The sequence below is a fragment of the Streptomyces sp. G-G2 genome, from assembly GCF_030063135.1.
GTDB lineage: Bacteria > Actinomycetota > Actinomycetes > Streptomycetales > Streptomycetaceae > Streptomyces.
Genome location: NZ_JASISO010000017.1, coordinates 72246 through 90007, shown reverse-complemented (window position 1 = coordinate 90007; position 17762 = coordinate 72246). Strand labels below are relative to the sequence as shown.

Genomic DNA, 17762 nt, shown 5'->3' with positions numbered 1-17762 from the left:
CCGATCGCCCCGGTACGCGGAACGGCCCGCACTCCCGGAGGGGACTGCGGGCCGTTCCGCGTACCGGGGCCGATGACCGACCGGCCGTCATCGCTGGCCGCAGCTGCGGCAGACGCCGCGGCGGCGCAGTTGGTACAGGTAGGTGGCGGCGCCCAGGGCGGCGCCCCAGACCACCCACAGGACCGCGGGGCCCGTGATCCCCCACGAGGTCAACTCGAAGCCGCGCACCGCCATCAGGCCCGCGGGAATGAGCACGACCGCGACGAACCCGGCCGGGATGATGGCGGTCGCCGGGTGGATCGTCCGGCCCTTCTTGAACCACACCCAGCGCGGCCACACCTCGCCCCACCTGGCGACCAGCCCGTGCATCATCAGGCTGCCCAGGGTCGACAGCACTCCCAGCGCGAGTCCCATCTCCAGCATGTTGGGCGTGTCCTGCATCTCCTTCAGGAACCCGTCGGTGATGCCGAGCGGCCAGCCGAAGTACCAGGCGATGCGGGTGACGTCGTACGGGAGGGTCGAGAGCACGGCCAGGTAGACCGCCCGGTGCCCCCAGGTGCGCAGCCTGACGGGGTCGGTCCAGGCGCCGGGGCCGTGCGGGGCCCGGCCGCAGTGCACGCACTGCCCGTTGGTGCGCCGCTGGTACGCGAGCGTCGCGGCGACCCACAGCAGCCCGCCGATGAAGACGATCATCAGGTTCCCGCGGTGCCAGTACAGGATGTCGCCCATGTCCTGCGGGCCCGGCACCCCGGTGAAGGCGAACACGAGCAGCGCCGGGGAGAACGCCAGCAGGCCGAGCAGCGAGTAGTCGGGGATCAGGAGGGTCAGGGCGACGCCGGCCACCCACCCGTAGGCGAGCAGGGCCTTGCGGATCCGGCCGGCCCCGAGGTTCCTCAGCATCAGGAGGCCTACGACCACGCCGAGGGCGCAGAACACGGCCAGCACCGGGGCGACCACCTCGGCCCGGCTCGGCTCCAGGATCGATCCCGACGAGCGGTCCTCGTCGACCCGCTGGAAGGGGTAGCCGTCCCCGCCGAGGGCCCAGTACAGCGCCGCCGCCCCGTAGAGCGCCGACCACACGACCGCCAGGTATCCGGCCCGGTCCGGCCAGGCGGACCACCAGCGCCGACGGGGCACGACATCCGGGGAGGTCTCCCCGGTACGCATTGCGGTGGCTGTGTTCGGCATGACGGACTTCCTCTGATTCACCGCTCGAAGCGGTATCTGTCGTCGTGGGATCAAGGCTGCCGCGCGGGGCGTCCCGGCACATCTGCCGATCGGCAGATCCGGCGCGGCCGCAAGGGCGGGCGCACATGGGGAAGGCGGCTCCCGGTCCGCGGGGGTTCGGACCGGAAACCGCCGGAACTGGGTGGCGATCAGGGACGCGGGGGCATCAGCAGCTGACGAGGCTCTGGAACTTCCAGCTGGTTCCCATGATCGGCACGTCCTTCTGGAACTGCGCCTCCTGGCCGGGCTGGATCTCGTAGCAGTCGGGCGCCGGAACCATCTCGTAGTTCCACGTCGGCTTGACCCGCTGCGCGGTCGTACAGTTGTTGGTCATCCAGACGGTCACGAACCGGAAGAAGATGACCGCTGACGTCCCCTTGACACAGCTCGGCGCGGGGGCGGCCGCTGCGGCGGGGGCAGCCGGGGCGGGGGCCGCGTGGGCCTGGCCGACGCCCAGCAGTGCCGTACCCGCCAGGGCCGCCGCGGCGATGCCTGAAGCATATTTACGCATGATCTCATCTCATCTGTTTACGGGCAATTGCCTCGCCTTCACTCTCACCGAGGCAGACCGGTCCGCTCAACGCTGGATCAGAAACTTCGAGGGCACCGGGTCAGCCGCGCTCGCAGTGCCCGCACGTGCCGCGCCGCCGGAAATAGTAGGCGAGGGCCGCCGCCGCCAGCGCGATGCCCCACACGGGCCAGACCGTCTCGGGAACGGTGGCGCCCCAGTCGTCCTTCTGGTTGTCGAAGGCTCCCTGGAAGTGCAGGCGGATGTACATGACTCCGGCGATCGTCACCATGAGGGAGACCAGCCAGGCCGGGATGACCGCCAGGCTGATCGGCACCCGCTTGCCCCGCAGCCCCACCATCCAGCGCGGGAAGACCTCGCCCCAGCGCTGCACCAGCCCCAGGGTCAGCAGGGAGCCGAGGGCGCCCATCGTGGCGAGGGCCGCGCCGAAGATCCAGAGGTGGTCCGCCTTGCCCTCCTGCCACAGCTTGTCGGAGATCCCCAGCGGGTAACCGAGGGCCCAGGCCCAGCGGGTGGTGGCGTACACGAGCGGTACGGCGACCGCGGTGTACGCGGCCTTGCGGCCCCAGCGCGCGGCGGAGGCCGGCGAGGTCCATTCGGCGCCGGCCTCGGTGCGGCCGCAGTTGCCGCAGGCGTCGGTGGTCCGGCGCTGGTAGGCGATCGCGGACGCGGCCATCAGCGCCACCGCGACCACGGCGAACAGCTGGTTGATCACCGTCCAGTTGATGGCGCTGAACTTCAGCATGAAGACGTAGGCCAGGTTCCCGAGGATGCGGAAGTCGGCCAGCGTGAAGAAGACGCAGGCTCCGGAGGCGGCCGTGGCGCCGAGCAGGACCGGGGTGGGGATCCGGCGGCGCCCGGGCAGGGCCAGGAGCAGCGCCACCCCGGCGCTGAGCAGGAACCCGGCGGCGAGCCACGGGGCGAGCCGCGCCCGGCCCACGTGTTCGAAGGCCGAGTACTCGGGGTTGGCGTCGTCGGCTCCGAAGGGGAAGCCGGATCCGCCCAGGGCCCAGTACGTCTGGGCCAGTCCGTAGGCCAGCAGCACCAGGAAGGCCGCGTACCCGATCCAGCCCGGCCAGCCGGCCAGTCGGCGGCGCACGGCGCCCGGGGTACGCGCCTGTCGCGGCAACGCCGCGCTTTCGGTCACCTGTGTCATGGTGCTGTGCCTCCTCGGTTGTTCTGGAACCAGCATTCCGTGCGGGGGTGCGGCGCACATCTGCCGAACGGCAGATCCCGGGGCTCGGCCACCGGGCGGCGGCAGGAGGGCCCGCGGGGCCGTGCGGATCAGTCCCGCGCGCCGCGGAGCCTCTCCTGGACGGCGCGGCCGATCTCGGCGACCGGTCCGGCCTGGAGCAGCTGGCGGTGTTCGCAGTCGACCTCCAGGACCTCGATGGCGCCGCTCACGTACGGGCGGAGTCCGCCCAGGGAGTGCTCCGCCTTGTCGTCGGGGTGCTCGTCGTCCCGCGTGGAGACGAAGAGCAGCACGTCGCCTTCGAAGACGCCGGGCCGGTAGTCGACGGTCAGGCCCCAGTTGTTGTTGTTCACCGCGCCGATCCGCAGGATGTGCTCGTCGTCGAAGGTCGCGAGGGCGCTGCCCTCGTCGCGCAGGACCGCCATGACCGCGTCGTACTCCAGCGGGCCGTCCCCGAACATCCCCGGGTCTCGCCCGACGAAGTCCAGCAGGGCCAGGAGGACCTTCTGTTCGTCGGCCACGACGTACTCGCCGCCCAGTTCCTCCAACGTCACGGGCACCTGGTCGAGGTTGGCCAGCAGCGCGACGGCCTGGCCCTGGCGCTGGAGCTGCACGGCCACCTCGTGGGCCAACAGGGCGCCCATCGACCAGCCCAGCAGGTGGTACGGGCCGACGGGCTGGACCTCGCGGATCCGCTCCACGTAGTCCTCGGCCATCTGCGGTATCGACGTGGGCAGTTCCTCCTCGCGGGCCAGGCCGCGGGCCTGGATCCCGTAGATCGGGCGGTCTCCGTCGATGTGGCGCATCAGCCCGGAGTACATCCAGCTGACGCCGCCCACCGGGTGCAGGCAGAACAGCGGGGGCGCTCCTCCCCCGGTACGCAGGGGCAGCACCACGTCGAAGGAGTCCTCCTGCTGTCCGCCGGCGCCCATCAGGTCCATCAGGGCGGCCACCGTGGGGGCTTGGAAGACCGCCCGGTTGGACAGCGCCACGCCGAACACGGAGCGGATCCGGCTGGTCAGCTGGATGGAGACGATGCTGTCGCCGCCGAGTTCGAAGAAGTTGTCGTCGATGCCGACCCGGTCCAGCTTGAGCAGTTCGGCCCAGAGCCGGCAGAGCAGCTCCTCGCGCGGGTTGCGCGGTCCCCGGCCGCCGGCCGCGGGGCCGAAGTCCGGGGCGGGCAGGGCCTTGCGGTCGATCTTCCCGGTCGCGTTCAGGGGAAGGCCGTCCAGGACGACGAACGCCGACGGGACCATGTAGTCCGGGAGGCGCTGGGCGAGCGCCCCCCGCAGCCCGGAGGTCCCGGCGCCCGCGACCGGAACGACGTAGGCCACCAGCTTCTTGTTCCCGGGTTGTTCCTCCCACACGGTCACCAGGACCCGGGAGACCTCGGGGAGGCCCTCCAGGGCGGACTCGATCTCGCCGAGTTCGATGCGCAGGCCCCTGATCTTCACCTGGTGGTCGGCCCGGCCGACGAACTCGATCGCTCCCCCGGCGTTCCAGCGCACGACGTCGCCGGTGCGGTACATGCGCTCGCCCGCCGTCCCGTACGGGTCGGGCACGAACCGTTCCGCGGTCATGCCCGGCAGCCCGAAGTAGCCGCGCGCCGCGCCCGCGCCCGCCAGGTAGAGCTCGCCGCTCACGCCGGTCGCAGCGGGGCGCAGACGGTCGTCCAGGACGTAGGCGCGCTGGTTGTCCATCGGGCGGCCGATCGGCACGGTGCGGCCGACCCGGTGCGGGGCGCGCAGCGGGTGGCAGGTCGCGTACACGGTGGTCTCGGTGGGGCCGTATACGTTCACCACCGCGGTGTCCGGGCAGGCGTCGAGCACCCGCTGGAAGGCGGCCGGGGAGACCTGTTCGCCGCCGGTCCAGATCTCGGCGAGCCCGGCGAAGACGCCCGGGTCCTCCTCGGCCAGCAGGTTGAACAAGGCGGTGGTCATGAACACGGCGGTGAGGCCGTCGTCCGCGATCAGCGCGCGGAGCCGGTCCGCGTCGAGCTGGCCCGGGGGCGCCACCACGACCCGCCCGCCGCCCAGCAGGGGCGCCCACATCTCGTACGTCGAGGCGTCGAAGGCGTGCGGCGAGTGCAGCAGGATCCGCTCGTGGCCGCTCGTCCACCGGTCGTCGGCCGCGAGGGCGACGACGTTGCGGTGGGTGACGCCGATGCCCTTGGGCCGGCCCGTCGATCCGGAGGTGTACATGATGTACGCCAGCTGGTCGGGGTGCCCGGGCACGTCGGGGTCGGTGGTGTCGTACCCGTCCGCCGGGCCGGATCCGTCGACGGGATCGACGGTCAGCGCCTCGGCGTCGTGGCGGAACTCCACCCCGGCCATCGCCCGGTCGACGAGGAGCACCCGGCACCGGGTCTCCTCCACGATGCCCTCCAGGCGCGGCACCGGGTGGCGGGCGTCGAGCGGTACGTACGCCGCCCCCGCCTTCAGCACGGCCAGGGTGGACACCACCAGGGCCACCGAACGTTCCTGGAGGATCGCCACCCGGTCGCCGGGGGCGACGCCCGCGTCGATCAGGCGACGGGCCAGCGCGTTGGCACGGGCGTCGAGCTCCGCGCAGTCGAGCCGCTCTCCGGCGCCGGTGAGGGCCACGGCCCGCGGGGTGCGGGCGGCGCGCGCCGCGAACAGGGCGTGGACGGTGTCCTGCGGGAGGTCCCGCGCCGTGTCGTTGACCTCGCCGAGGAGGGATTCCTCCCGCGGGCTGAGCAGGTCGAGCGCGCCGACGGGCGTGCCGGGGTCGGCGACCGCGCCTTCCAGCAGGCGCACCAGCCGCTCGGCGAAGGCCTCGGCCGTGGAGCGCTCGAACAGGGCGGTGCTGTACTCGAGTCGGCCTCCCAGGAGGGTCGTCCCGTCGGGCAGGTGTTCCTCGCCGAAGCTGAAGGAGAGGTCGAACTTGGCGACCTCCGCGTCCGTCGGCTGCGGTGCCAGGGTCAGGCCCGGCAGCGACAGGTCCGCCTCCTCGTTGTTCTCCAGGCTGATCGCGACCTGGAACAGCGGGTTGCGGGACAGCGTCCGCACCGGGTTGAGCTCCTCCACCAGCCGTTCGAAGGGCACGTCCTGGTGGGAGAAGGCCGCCAGGTCGGCCGCCTTGGCGCGCTCCACCAGCTCCCGGAAGGCCGGGTCGCCGGAGAGGTCGGTGCGCAGGACCAGCGTGTTGACGAAGAAGCCGACGAGTTCCTCGAGGGCTTCGTCGCCGCGGCCGGCGACCACGGTGCCGAGCGGGATGTCGGTCCCGGCTCCGAGGCGGTGCAGCAGGGCCGCGACGGCGGCGTGCAGCACCATGAACAGGCTGGCGCCGCTCTCGGCGGCCAGCCGGCGCACCCCCCGCGCGAGCTCCGCCGGGATCGGCAGCGGCACCTGTCCGCCGGCCGTACCCGCTTCGGCGGCGCGCGGCCGGTCGAAGGGGAGTTCCAGCTCCTCCGGCAGTCCGGCGAGAGCCGTGCGCCAGTGGCCGAGCTGTTGCCCGAAGGCGCTCTCCGGGTCGTCCTCGTCGCCGAGGCTGCGCCGCTGCCACAGGGCGTAGTCGGCGTACTGGACCGGCAGCGGCGCGAACTCGGGTGCCCGGCCTGCCGCGCGGGCCGCGTAGGCGGTTCCCAGGTCGCGGGCCAGCGGGGCGAGCGAGGAGCCGTCGCCGGCGATGTGGTGCAGCACGAGCGCCAGGACGTGCTCGCGGGGCGCCAGCCGCAGCAGGCGGGCGCGCAGCGGGAGGTCCGCCGTCAGGTCGAAGTCCGACACCGCCAGCGCGCTCAGTTCGCCGTCCAGTTCCGCCTCGGTCACCGTGCGGGTGTCGAGGGTGAACTCGTACTCGTCGGCGGAGAGGATCCGCTGGCGCGGTACGCCCGCCTCGGCGGGGAAGACGGTGCGCAGGCTCTCGTGGCGGTCGATGACGTCGGCGAGCGCCGCCCGCATCGCGTCCGGGTCCGGTTCGCCCAGCAGCCGTACGGCGAGCTGGATGTTGTACGAGCCGGTGGTGTCCTCGACCGAGTCGATGAACCACAGCCTGCGCTGGGCGTGGGACAGCGGGATCACGGCCGGCCGTTCGCCCGGTGCCAGGCGCAGCCGCGCCGTGTCGGCATCGGTCAGCCGGGCGGCGAGGGCCGCCACCGTGGGTGCCTCGAACACGGCGCGCACGGGTACTTCGGCCCCGAAGCCGGTACGGATGCGGTTGACGAGCCTGGTCGCGAGCAGCGAGTGGCCGCCCAGGTCGAAGAAGCTGTCGTCGATGCCGACCTCCGCCACGCCGAGGATGTCGGCGTACAGGGCGCACAGCGCCGTCTCCCGCTCGTCGCGCGGGGCGCGCAGTGCGGCCGCGCTGCCGTAGTCGGGAGCGGGCAGGGCCCTGCGGTCGGTCTTGCCGTTGGCGGTGAGCGGCAGGCCGGCGACGGCCACCAGGGCCGAGGGCACCATGTAGTCCGGCAGTTCGCCGCTCAGGTACTCCTTGAGCGCGCCGGTGTCCACGGACCCGGTCCCGACGACGTATCCGACGAGGCGCTTGTCGCCCGGCCGGTCCTCGCGCACGATCACCGCGGCCTGGGCGACGTCGGGGTGGCGTGCCAGCCGGTCCTCGATCTCGCCCGGTTCGATGCGGAAGCCGCGCAGCTTGACCTGTTCGTCGGCGCGGCCGACGAACTCGACGACGCCGTCGCCGGTCCAGCGGGCCAGGTCCCCGGTGCGGTACATCCGGGAGCCCGCGGGGCCGAAGGGGTCGGCCACGAAGCGCTCGGCGGTGAGCGCCGCCCGGTGCGTGTAGCCGCGGGCGAGTCCGCCGCCCGCGATGTACAGCTCGCCCGCGACGGAGACCGGGACGGGGCGCAGCGCCGCGTCCAGGACGTACACGCGCATGTTGTCGAGCGGTCGTCCGACGGGTACGTGGGCCGGTACGGGCTCGTCGGCCGCGATGACGTGGCCGAGGGCGAAGGTGGTCGTCTCGGTCGGCCCGTAGCCGTCGGCCACGACGGTGGCGGGGCAGGCCTCGCGGATCCGCCGGACCGCCTCGGCCGGTACCACGTCGCCGCCCGTCCACACCTCGCGCACCGCTGCCAGGGCGCCCGGTGCCTCGTCGGCGACCAGTCGGAACAGTCCGGCGGTGAGCCAGAGTCCGGTGACCCGGTGTTCGGTGAGGACGCGCTCCAGGCCCGCGACGTCGAGTTCCCGGGGCGGGGCGACGACCACGCAGCCGCCGGTGAGCAGCGGGACCCACAGTTCGTACGTGGAGGCGTCGAAGGCGGTCGGGGAGTGCAGGAGCACCCGCTGGTGGGCGTCGCCCTCCCAGCGCCGGTCGAGGGCGAGCTCGACGACGTCCCGCTGGGTGATCTCCACGCCCTTGGGCAGGCCGGTGGAGCCGGAGGTGAACATGATGTAGGCGAGCTGGTCCGGGAGGACGCTCACCCGCGGCGCCTCGGCCGGGGTGTCCTCGTGTGCGGGCAGGACGTGGACGCCGAGTTCCGCGGCGCGCGCGGCGAGGGCGCGGTCGGTGATGACGACCGGTGCGCCCGTGTCGTCCACGACGTGCCGCAGCCGCGTCACCGGGTCGGTGTCGCGCAGCGGCACGTACGCGCCGCCCGCCTTGAGGACGGCCAGCAGCGCGACCGGGAGGTCGGCGGAGCGTTCCATCAGCACGGCGACGGGGGTCTCCGGGCCCACTCCGAGCGCGGCGAGGCGCCCGGCCAGCCGGTCGGAGCGCTCGTCCAGCCCGCGGTAGTCGAGCCGTTCGGCGCCGAAGACGACGGCGGGGGCGTCGGGGGTACGGGCGGCCTGGGCGCGGAACAGCTCGGCGACGCCCGCGGACGGCACGGCGCGGGCCGTGTCGTTCCACTCGACGAGCAGGGTGTGCCGCTCGGCGGCGGACAGCGGGTCGAGGGAGTCGACGAGCTGTCCCGGGTCGGCGGCGAAGCGCTCCAGGATCAGCTGGAGCCGCTCGGCGAGGGCGCGGGCCGTCTCGTCGTCGAACAGGTCGGCGCGGTAGTCGATCCTGAGGGTGATCAGCTGTCCGTCCGTGACGCCCAGCGCCAGCGGGTAGTGGGTGCCGTCCTGGATCTGGGCGTCGACGATCCCGAGCCCCTCGGCGGTCTCCTCCAGGTTCTCCGCGTCGACCGGGTAGTTGCTGAACTCGGTGGAGGTGTCGAAGAGCGCTCCGGTGCCCGCGATCCGCTGGATGTCGGTGAGGCCGAGGTACTTGTGCGGCAGGAGGTCGTACTGCTGCTCCTGGAGCCGGGTGAAGAGGGCCAGCAACGAGTCCCCTCGCTCGATCCGCACCCGTACGGGCAGGGTGTTGATGAAGAGGCCCACCATGGACTCCACTCCGGGGAGCTCGGCCGGGCGGCCGTTCACCGTCTCGCCGAAGAGCACGTCGTCGCGTCCGGTGAGACCGGACAGGAGCAGGCCCCAGGCGCCCTGGATCACGGTGTTCTTGGTCAGTCCGTGGCGGCGCGCCCGCGCGGTGAGGGCGGCCGTCGTCGCGGCGGGGACCCGCACCTCCAGCACCCGGGGGCGCATCGGCGCGCGGGCCGGGTCCGAGGGGGCGACGAGCGTGGGCTCGTCGACCCCGTCGAGTGCCCGGCGCCAGGCCTGCTCGGCGGCGGGCCGGTCCTGAGCCGCGAGCCAGGCCAGGTACTGCTTGTACGGGGTGACGCGCGGCAGGCCGGAGTCGTCGCCGCCGGTGCGGTAGAGCTCGAAGAGCTCGCCGGACAGGACCGGCCCGGACCAGCCGTCGAAGAGGATGTGGTGGTTGGCGAGCATGAGGCGGTGTGCCTCGGCGCCCACCTTGACGAGGGTGAAGCGCAGCAGCGGTGCCCGGCGCGGGTCGAAGCGCTCGGCCAGGGCGCGCTGCGTCAGCCGGTCCAGCTCCCGCTCGCGTCCGGCCTCGTCCAGCGCGCTCAGGTCCACCTCGTGCCAGGGCAGGTCCACCTCGCGGGGGATGACCTGGAGCGACTGGCCGGAGGCGCCGGGCCGGAAGGCCGCGCGCAGGTTGTCGTGCCTGCGGAGCAGGGCCGCGGCCGCCTCGCGCAGCGTGCCGGCGTCGAGTTCGCCGCGCAGGTCGAAGGCGAGGAGCGTGGTGTAGATGTCGGCTCCGCGCTCGTCGTAGAGGGCGTGGAAGAGCAGCCCCTCCTGGAGCGGGGAGAGCGGCAGTACGTCGCTGATCCCGCTCTGCGCGGATTCCAGCCGGTCGATCTCGTCCTGTCCGAGCGTGACGAGGGTGAGGTCGGACGGGCTGAGGCCGCCCGCCCCCTGGTTGCCCTCGGCGTGCAGGACGAGGGCCTCCAGGGCCCGGAACCAGGTCTCGGCGAGGTCGCGTACGTCCTCGTCGGAGAAGAGTTCCTGGGCCCAGATCCAGTGGGCGACCAGGTGCGGCCCGTCGGGGTAGGTGACGGCCGTCGCGGTGAGGTCCACCGCGTGGGGCAGGGCCATGCCCGCGTCGGCCACGCCCGACAGGTCGTGCTCGACCTCCGGCCGCCCGGTGGGGGCGGCCTCCTCGGCGGCGCCCAGCCGTCCCAGGTAGTTGAAGCCGATCTGGGGCTGCGCGTACCGGCCCAGGACCTGGGCGGTCTGCGGGTTGAGGTGGCGCAGCAGGCCGAAGCCGATGCCGTTGTCCGGCAGGGCCCGCAGCTGCTCCTTGATCCGCTTGACCGCCCGCCCGGCGCCCGGGCCGCCCGCCCACAGCTCGTCGGACGGGGTTTCGCCCGGGGTCAGGCGCAGCGGGTAGAGGCTGGTGAACCAACCGACGGTACGGGAGAGGTCCACGCCGTCGGTGATCTCCTCGCGGCCGTGTCCCTCGAGGTCGATCAGGACGTCCGCTCCCGCGCCGCGTCCGGAGCGCTCCCGCCAGTCGGTGACGGCCAGCGCCAGCGCGGTCAGCAGGACGTCGTTGATCCCGGCGTTGAACAGCGCGGGGATGCGGCCCAGCAGGGGCTGGGTCAGGGCGGCGGGCAGGTTCAGGCTGAGCGAGGCGGCCGAGCCGAAGGTGTCCCGGGAGGGGTCCAGCGGGCGGGGCGTCAGCAGCGGGTCCGGCCCGTCGAGGATCCCGCGCCACAGGGCGAGCTCCCGCATCCGGTCCGGCGCACCGGCCAGTTCGGTCAGCTGCTGCGACCAGCGGCGGAAAGAGGTGCCGACCGGTTCCAGCGTCACCGGCCGGCCCGCCGTCAGCGCCTCGAAGGCGGCTTCCAGGTCGGGCAGCAGGATCCGCCAGGACACGCCGTCGACGACCAGGTGGTGCGCGACGACGGTCAGCCGGCCGGGGGCGTCGGCGCCCCCGTCGAACCAGACGCACTGGACCATCGCACCGGCTCCGGGGTCCAGGCGGCCCTGGGCCCCGGTGATCTCCCGGGTGGCGCGGGCGTCGAGCTCCGCCTCCGTCAGGCCGGAGGCGATCAGGGCGGCCGCGTCCACGCGGTGGACGTGGTCCTCGGCGCGGACGGTGCCGGCCGGGGCGGTCTCCTGCGACCAGCCGAAGTCGTCCCCGATCCGGGACAGGGTCATCCGCAGGGCGTCGTGGTGGTCGAGGACCGCCTGGAGCGCCGCGGTCACCAGGGCGGCGTCCGCGCCCGGGGGGACCGGGAGGGACATCGTCTGGTTGAACTGGTCGATGGCTCCGCCGCGTTCGCGGATCCAGTGGACGATCGGCGTCAGCGGGACGTCCCCGACGCCGTCACCCGTCACGGGCGCCGGCGCGGCGTCCTTCTCGCGCACCGCCTCCACCGCCGCGACGAGGGCCTCCACGGTCTTCGCGGCGAACACGTCGCGCGGGCTGAAGTGCAGGCCGGCCCGACGGGCACGGCTGACCAGCTGGATGGTGAGGATGCTGTCGCCGCCGAGCGCGAAGAAGCTGTCGTCGACACCGACCCGCTCCACGCCGAGGACTTCGGCGTAGAGCGCCGCGAGGGTCTCCTCCGCCTCCGTGCGCGGCGAGCCCGAGGCCTCGTCCGCGCGGAACTCGGGGGCGGGCAGCGCCTTCCGGTCGACCTTCCCGTTCGGGGTCAGCGGCAGCCGGTCGAGCACCACGAACGCCGCCGGGACCATGTAGCCGGGCAGCGCGTCCGCGACGTGGCCGCGCAGTGCGGCCGGGTCCACGGTGCGGCCTTCGGCCGGCATCACGTGGGCGACCAGGCGCTTGTCCCCGGGCCGGTCCTCGCGTACCCCGGCCACGGCACGGCCGACGTCGGCGTGCCCGTTCAGCACCTCCTCGATCTCGCCGAGTTCGATCCGGAAGCCGCGCAGTTTCACCTGGAAGTCGGTGCGGCCGAGGTAGTCGATCCGTCCCCCGTCGGTCCAGCGCACCAGGTCGCCGGTGCGGTACATCCGCGTACCGGCCGGGCCGAACGGGTCGGCCACGAACCGCTCCGCCGTCAGCGCGCGGCGGCCGTGGTACCCGCGGGCCACACCGGCCCCCGCGATGTACAGCTCACCGGCGACGCCGGGCAGGACCGGGCGCAGGGCCGCGTCCAGGACGTACACCCTGGTGTTGGCGACCGGACCGCCGATGGTGACCGGTCCGGCGCCGTCGATCTCGGTGCCGGTGGAGTAGACCGTCGTCTCGGTGGGGCCGTACAGGTTCGTCAGCGTGCCGCCCAGCGCACACAGCCGACGGGCCAGGTCGGCGGGGAGTGCCTCGCCCGCGGTGACCTTGTGCAGCCCGCGCAGCGCGTCGGGGACGGTGCTCTCCAGTACGTGCCACAGGCTCGGGGGCGCCTCCATCACGGTCGCCCCGGTCCGGGCGGTCAGCGCGGCCAGCTCTTCGGGGTTCTTCACCGTCTCCGAACCGGCGAGGACCACCGCGGCGCCGTTGACCAGCGGAACGAAGAGCTCCATGACCGCGATGTCGAAGCTGACCGTGGCCAGCGCCGCCAGCCGGTCCGCCGGGGTGAGCCGCAGCCGCTGCTGCACCGCGGCGAGCAGGTTGCTCATCGCACCGCCGGGGACCACGACGCCCTTCGGCCGTCCGGTGGAGCCCGAGGTGTAGATGACGTACGAGGCCTGCGAGGGCAGCCGCGTCACGCCCGGCGCCGTGGCCGGGTAGGTCTCCAGTGCGGCGGCGGCGATCTCGTCCCCGGTCAGCGTGAGGACCGGTGCGGCGTCCTCCAGCATGTAGGCGATCCGGTCCGCCGGGAGCGTGGGGTCGACCGGCACGTAGGCCGCCCCCGCCTTGAGCACGGCGAGCAGGGCCACGATCAGGTCGGCGGAGCGGGGCAGCAGTACGGCGACGAACGTCTCGGGGCCCGCTCCGCGGGCGCGCAGCCAGTGGGCCATCCGGTTCGCCCGGGCGTCGAGTTCCCCGTACGACAGCTCCCGGTCCTCGGTGACGAGGGCGAGCGCGTCCGGGGTCCCGGCGGCGCGGGCCTCGAAGAGTTCGGTCACCGAACCGGGGGGGACCGCGGCCTCGCTGTCGTTCCACTCCACCAGCAGGCGCTGCCGCTCGGCACCGGTCAGCAGGTCGAGCTCCGCGACGGGACGGCCGGGGTCGGCGGCGAACTCCCGCAGTACGCCGAGGAAGCGCTCGGCGACGGCGAGCAGCCGGTCCCGGTCCAGCAGGTCCGGCCGGTAGGACCAGTCCACCGTGATCCGCTCGCCGCGCTGGGCCGCCAGCAGGGCCAGCGGGTAGTGGACGGCGTCGCGCACCTCGGCGTCGACGACACCGAGCTCCTGCGCGGCCTTCTCCAGCGGCTCGGACTCCACCGGGTAGTTCTCGAACACCACGAGCGTGTCGAAGAGTTCACCGGTTCCGGCCAGGCGCTGGACGTCGGCGAGTCCCAGGTACTGGTGGGCCATCAGCCGCGACTGCTCCTCCTGGAGCCGCTGGAAGAGACCGGACAGCGTGAGGCTGTGGTCGATGTCCAGCCGCACCGGCAGGGTGTTGATGAACAGGCCGATCATGTTCTCCACGCCGCCGAGCTCCGGCGGGCGGCCCGAGACCGTCGCGCCGAACACCACGTCGCCGCGGCCGGTCAGCGCCGAGAGCACCAGGCTCCACGCGCCCTGTACCAGCGTGTTGACCGTCAGCCCGTGCTGCCGGGCCGCTGCGGTGAGCGCGGCGGCCAGCTCGTCCGGGACCTCCGTGGTCACGCGCTCGGGGACGGCCGGTTCCCCGGCGCCGTCCGCCGCGGGGGCGATGAGGGTGACCTCCTCGATCCCGGCGAGCGCCGCGCGCCAGGCCTCGTCGGACGCCGTACGGTCCTGGGCGGCCAGCCAGCCCAGGTACTCCTTGTAGGGGGTGACGGGCGGCAGGGCGCTCTCGTCGCCGCCGCGCCGGTACTCCCCGTACAGCTGGAAGAGGTCCCGGACGAGCAGCGGCATCGACCAGCCGTCGACGGCGATGTGGTGGACGGTGAGGACGAAGCGGTGCCGGTCCTCGCCGAGCCGGATCAGCGTGCAGCGGACCAGCGGAGGCCGGGACAGGTCGAAGCGCAGCGCCCGGTCCTCGGCGAGCAGGCCCTCGACCCGCTCGGCCGCCGCACGCTCGCCCAGATCACTGAAGTCGGCTTGTGTCCACGGGAGTTCGACGCGGGCGGGGACCGCCTGGAGGGTGCGGCCCGCCGCGCCCTCCACGAAGTGGGCGCGCAGGTTGTCGTGGCGGCGCAGCAGGGCGCGGGCGGCCCGGTGCAGCGCATCGGCCTCCACGGGACCGTGCAGTTCCAGGACGGACTGGATCGTGTAGACGTCCGATGCCGCCTCGTCGTACAGGCCGTGGAAGTGCAGGCCTTCCTGGAGCGGGGACAGCGGCAGGAGGTCCGCGAGCCCGGTGGGGGCGGCTTCCAGCCGCTCGATCTCGCCCTGCGAGACGGTGACCAGCGGCAGGTCCGAGGGGGTCAGACCACCGGCGTCCGGGAGCGCGGCGTGCGCGGCCAGGGCCTCCAGCGCCCGGAACCACAGGGCGGCGATCTCGCGGACCTCGTCCTCGGCGAGGAGTTCGCCGGACCAGGTCCAGGAGGCGACCAGTCGCTGCCCCTCGGGGTGCTCCACGGCCGCCGCGTTCAGCTCCAGGGTGTACGCCAGCGGCATCGCCGCGTCCCCGGCGCCCGTCAGGTCGCGGACCCGTACGGTGTCGGCACGGGCGGCGTCCCCGGCGTCGGCCCGGCCCAGTCGGCCGAGGTAGTTGAAGCCGATCTGCGGCTCGGCGTACCCGGCCAGTTCCGGGCCGGTCTCCGGGTTGAGGTGGCGCAGCAGGCCGTAGCCGATCCCCTTGTCGGGAATGGCCCGCAGCTGCTCCTTGACCGCCTTGAAGGCCTGTCCGAGGGCCGCGCCGCCGGACCACAGCTCGTCCTGCGCCAGCGCGCCCGGGTCGACCGCGACGGGGTAGAGGCTGGTGAACCAGCCGACCGTACGGGAGAGGTCCACGCCGTCGGCGATCTCCTCCCGGCCGTGGCCCTCCAGCCCCACCAGGACGGCGGAGCCCTCACCGCGGCCGCGCTCGCGCCGCCAGCGGGCCACCGCCAGCGCCAGTCCGGTGAGCAGCACCTCGTCGGGACCGGCGTGGAACAGCGCCGGAACCCGGCTCAGCAGCGACTCGGTCACCGGGGCGGGCAGGGTCACGGTCAGCTGCCGTCCCACGCCGACCACGTCGCGGGCGGGGTCGGTCCGGCGGTCGGCCAGCAGCGGGTCCCCGGTGGCCAGCACCGAGCGCCACAGGTCCCGCTCGCCGACGCGTGACGCGGAACGGGCCTCCTTCGCCAGTTCCTGGGTCCAGCGCCGGAACGAGGTCCCGGCCGGCTCCAGGCGTACGGCCTCACCCGCCGCCAGCGCGGCGAACGCGGCCTCGAGGTCCGGCAGCAGGATGCGCCAGGAGACGCCGTCGACCACCAGGTGGTGGACGACCAGGGCCAGTCGGCCCTCGGCGTCGGCTCCGGCGTCGAACCAGACGGCCTGGACCATGCGGCCCTCGGCGGGTGCGAGCCGCTCCGTGGCGGCCCGTACCCGCGCCGCCGCGGTGTCCTCGTCGGTGAACTCGCAGCGCTGGACGCAGTCCTCGGCGCGTACCGCGCCGCGGGCCGCGATCTCCAGCTCCCAGCCCCGGGAACCACTGCCGAGCCGCATGCGCAGGGCGTCGTGGTGGTCGAGGAGCGCCTGCACGGCCGCGCGGACGCGGGTCTCGTCGAGGCCCGCCGGGACCGGCACGGTCATGGTCTGGTTGAAGGCGTCGACGGGACCGCCCTGGGCCTGCTGCCAGTGCATGACCGGCGTGAGCTCCACCGGTCCGGTGCCGTCGTCCGCGGGGGCCCGCGCGGGTCGCGGGGCGTCGGCGAGCGCGGCGAGCCGCGCGACGGTCTTGTGCTCGAAGATCTGGCGCAGGCTCAGCGTCAGGCCTTCCTTGCGGGCCCGGTGCGCCAGCTGGATCGAGCTGATGGAGTCGCCGCCGCGCTCGAAGAAGCTGTCGTGGACGGATACGGACTCGACGCCGAGCACGTCGGCGAACAGCCGGCACAGCAGTGCCTCGCGCTCGTCGGCGGGCTCATCGGCCGCGGACGCGGCGGATCCGGCCGGGGCGCCGGCCGCGAGTGCGGCGGGCGCGGCCGAGCGGGGGGAGGCCACGAGGCGTTCGCGGTCGGCGGGGGTGAACAGTTCCACCGATCCGACCGGCCGGCCGGGGTCGGCGGCGAAGGCCGCCAGGACGTGCAGCAGGCGGTCGAGGATCTCGCGCCCGGCGCCCTCGTGGAACAGGTCCCGGCGGTGGTCGAGACGGACCGTCATCCGCTCGCCGCGTACGGTCCCCTCCAGGTTGAGGGCGTAGTGCGTGGCGTCCACGGTGGAGGCCCCGACCGCGCCGATCCCTTCGGCGGAGTTCCGCAGGGTATCCGTGTCGACGGGGTAGTTCGCGAAGATCGTGATGGCGTCGAACAGCGGCCCGCTGCCCATCAGCTGCTGGATCTCGGCCAGCCCGAGGTGCTTGTGGGCGAGCAGGTCGGCCTGCTGGTCCTGGAGGCCGCGGACCTGTTCGCCGAGCGTCAGCGCGCCGTCGATGCGCAGCCGCACCGGCAGGGTGTTGATGAACAGCCCGACCATCTTCTCGACGCCGCTCAGCTCCGGGGGGCGGCCGGAGACCGTCTCGCCGAAGACGACGTCGTCGCGGCCGGTCAGTCCGCCGAGCACCATGCCCCAGGCCGTCTGGACCACGCTGTTGAGGGTGAGCCCCAGGGACCGGGCCCGCTCGATCAGCGCCGCCGACAGCTGCGGGGAGACCTCCTCGATGAGGGTCTCGGGCAGCGCGACTCCGGCGCCGTCGCCCGCCACCAGGGTCGGCTCCGTACCCGCCAGGGCCCGCTTCCAGGCCAGCTCGGCCTCGGCTCGGTCCTGTCGGCCCAGCCAGCCGAGGTAGTCCTTGTACGGGATGACGGGGGGCAGCTGCGCGGTGTCGCCGCCGTTGTTGTACAGCGCCATCAGCTCACCGAGCACAAGCGGCATGGACCAGCCGTCGAGCAGGATGTGGTGGGCGGTGAAGACGAACCGGTACTCCTGCTCCGCCAGCTTGATCAGCGAGAACCGCAGTGGCGGCCGGGAGAGGTCGAACGTACGGGTGCGGTCGGTGTCGAGCAGGCGCTGGAGCTCCGCCGCGCGCTCGCCGGGCTCCAGGCCGCTGAGGTCGCTCTCGCACCAGTCCGGCTCCGCGTCCCGCAGGATGACCTGGACCGGCTCACCCGACGCGCGGTTGCGGAAGGACGCCCGCAGGTTCTCGTGGCGGCCGAGCACGCCGGCCACGGCATTGCGCAGTGCGGCCACGTCGAGCTCGCGCCGCAGGTCGAGCGCCATCTGGATGACGTACACATCCGCGCCCTGCTCCTCGTACAGGGCATGGAAGAGCATGCCCTTCTGGAGCGGG

4 protein-coding genes are annotated in these 17762 nt (G+C 73.5%); all 4 read right to left on the bottom strand.

All coding sequences use genetic code 11. The annotated features are described in order from the left end of the window. Positions 1–87 precede the first annotated feature (87 nt). Positions 88–1188 (bottom strand): NYN domain-containing protein, encoded by a 1101-nt coding sequence (locus QMF80_RS15840; RefSeq protein ID WP_283453667.1) that lies wholly within the window; start codon positions 1186–1188, stop codon positions 88–90. Between the two features lie 205 nt (positions 1189–1393). Further along, positions 1394–1738, bottom strand: coding sequence for an alpha-amylase inhibitor (locus QMF80_RS15835; RefSeq protein ID WP_283453666.1), 345 nt, complete (start codon positions 1736–1738; stop codon positions 1394–1396). A 100-nt stretch (positions 1739–1838) separates the two neighbouring features. After that, on the bottom strand, positions 1839–2912 hold the full coding sequence (locus tag QMF80_RS15830) for a hypothetical protein (protein ID WP_283453665.1): 1074 nt from the start codon (positions 2910–2912) through the stop codon (positions 1839–1841). 128 nt (positions 2913–3040) lie between these two features. Next, entirely contained in the window at positions 3041–17746 is a 14706-nt protein-coding gene (locus QMF80_RS15825; RefSeq protein WP_502962855.1) for an amino acid adenylation domain-containing protein, read from the bottom strand. Between the last annotated feature and the right edge of the window lie 16 nt (positions 17747–17762).

Bases quoted from the DNA above. Each gene is read 5' to 3' on its own strand.
- QMF80_RS15835 (WP_283453666.1), bottom strand. From the start codon at position 1,738: ATGCGTAAATATGCTTCAGGCATCGCCGCGGCGGCCCTGGCGGGTACG.
- QMF80_RS15825 (WP_502962855.1), bottom strand. From the start codon at position 17,746: ATGCTCTTCCATGCCCTGTACGAGGAGCAGGGCGCGGATGTGTACGTC.
- QMF80_RS15840 (WP_283453667.1), bottom strand. From the start codon at position 1,188: ATGCCGAACACAGCCACCGCAATGCGTACCGGGGAGACCTCCCCGGAT.
- QMF80_RS15830 (WP_283453665.1), bottom strand. From the start codon at position 2,912: ATGACACAGGTGACCGAAAGCGCGGCGTTGCCGCGACAGGCGCGTACC.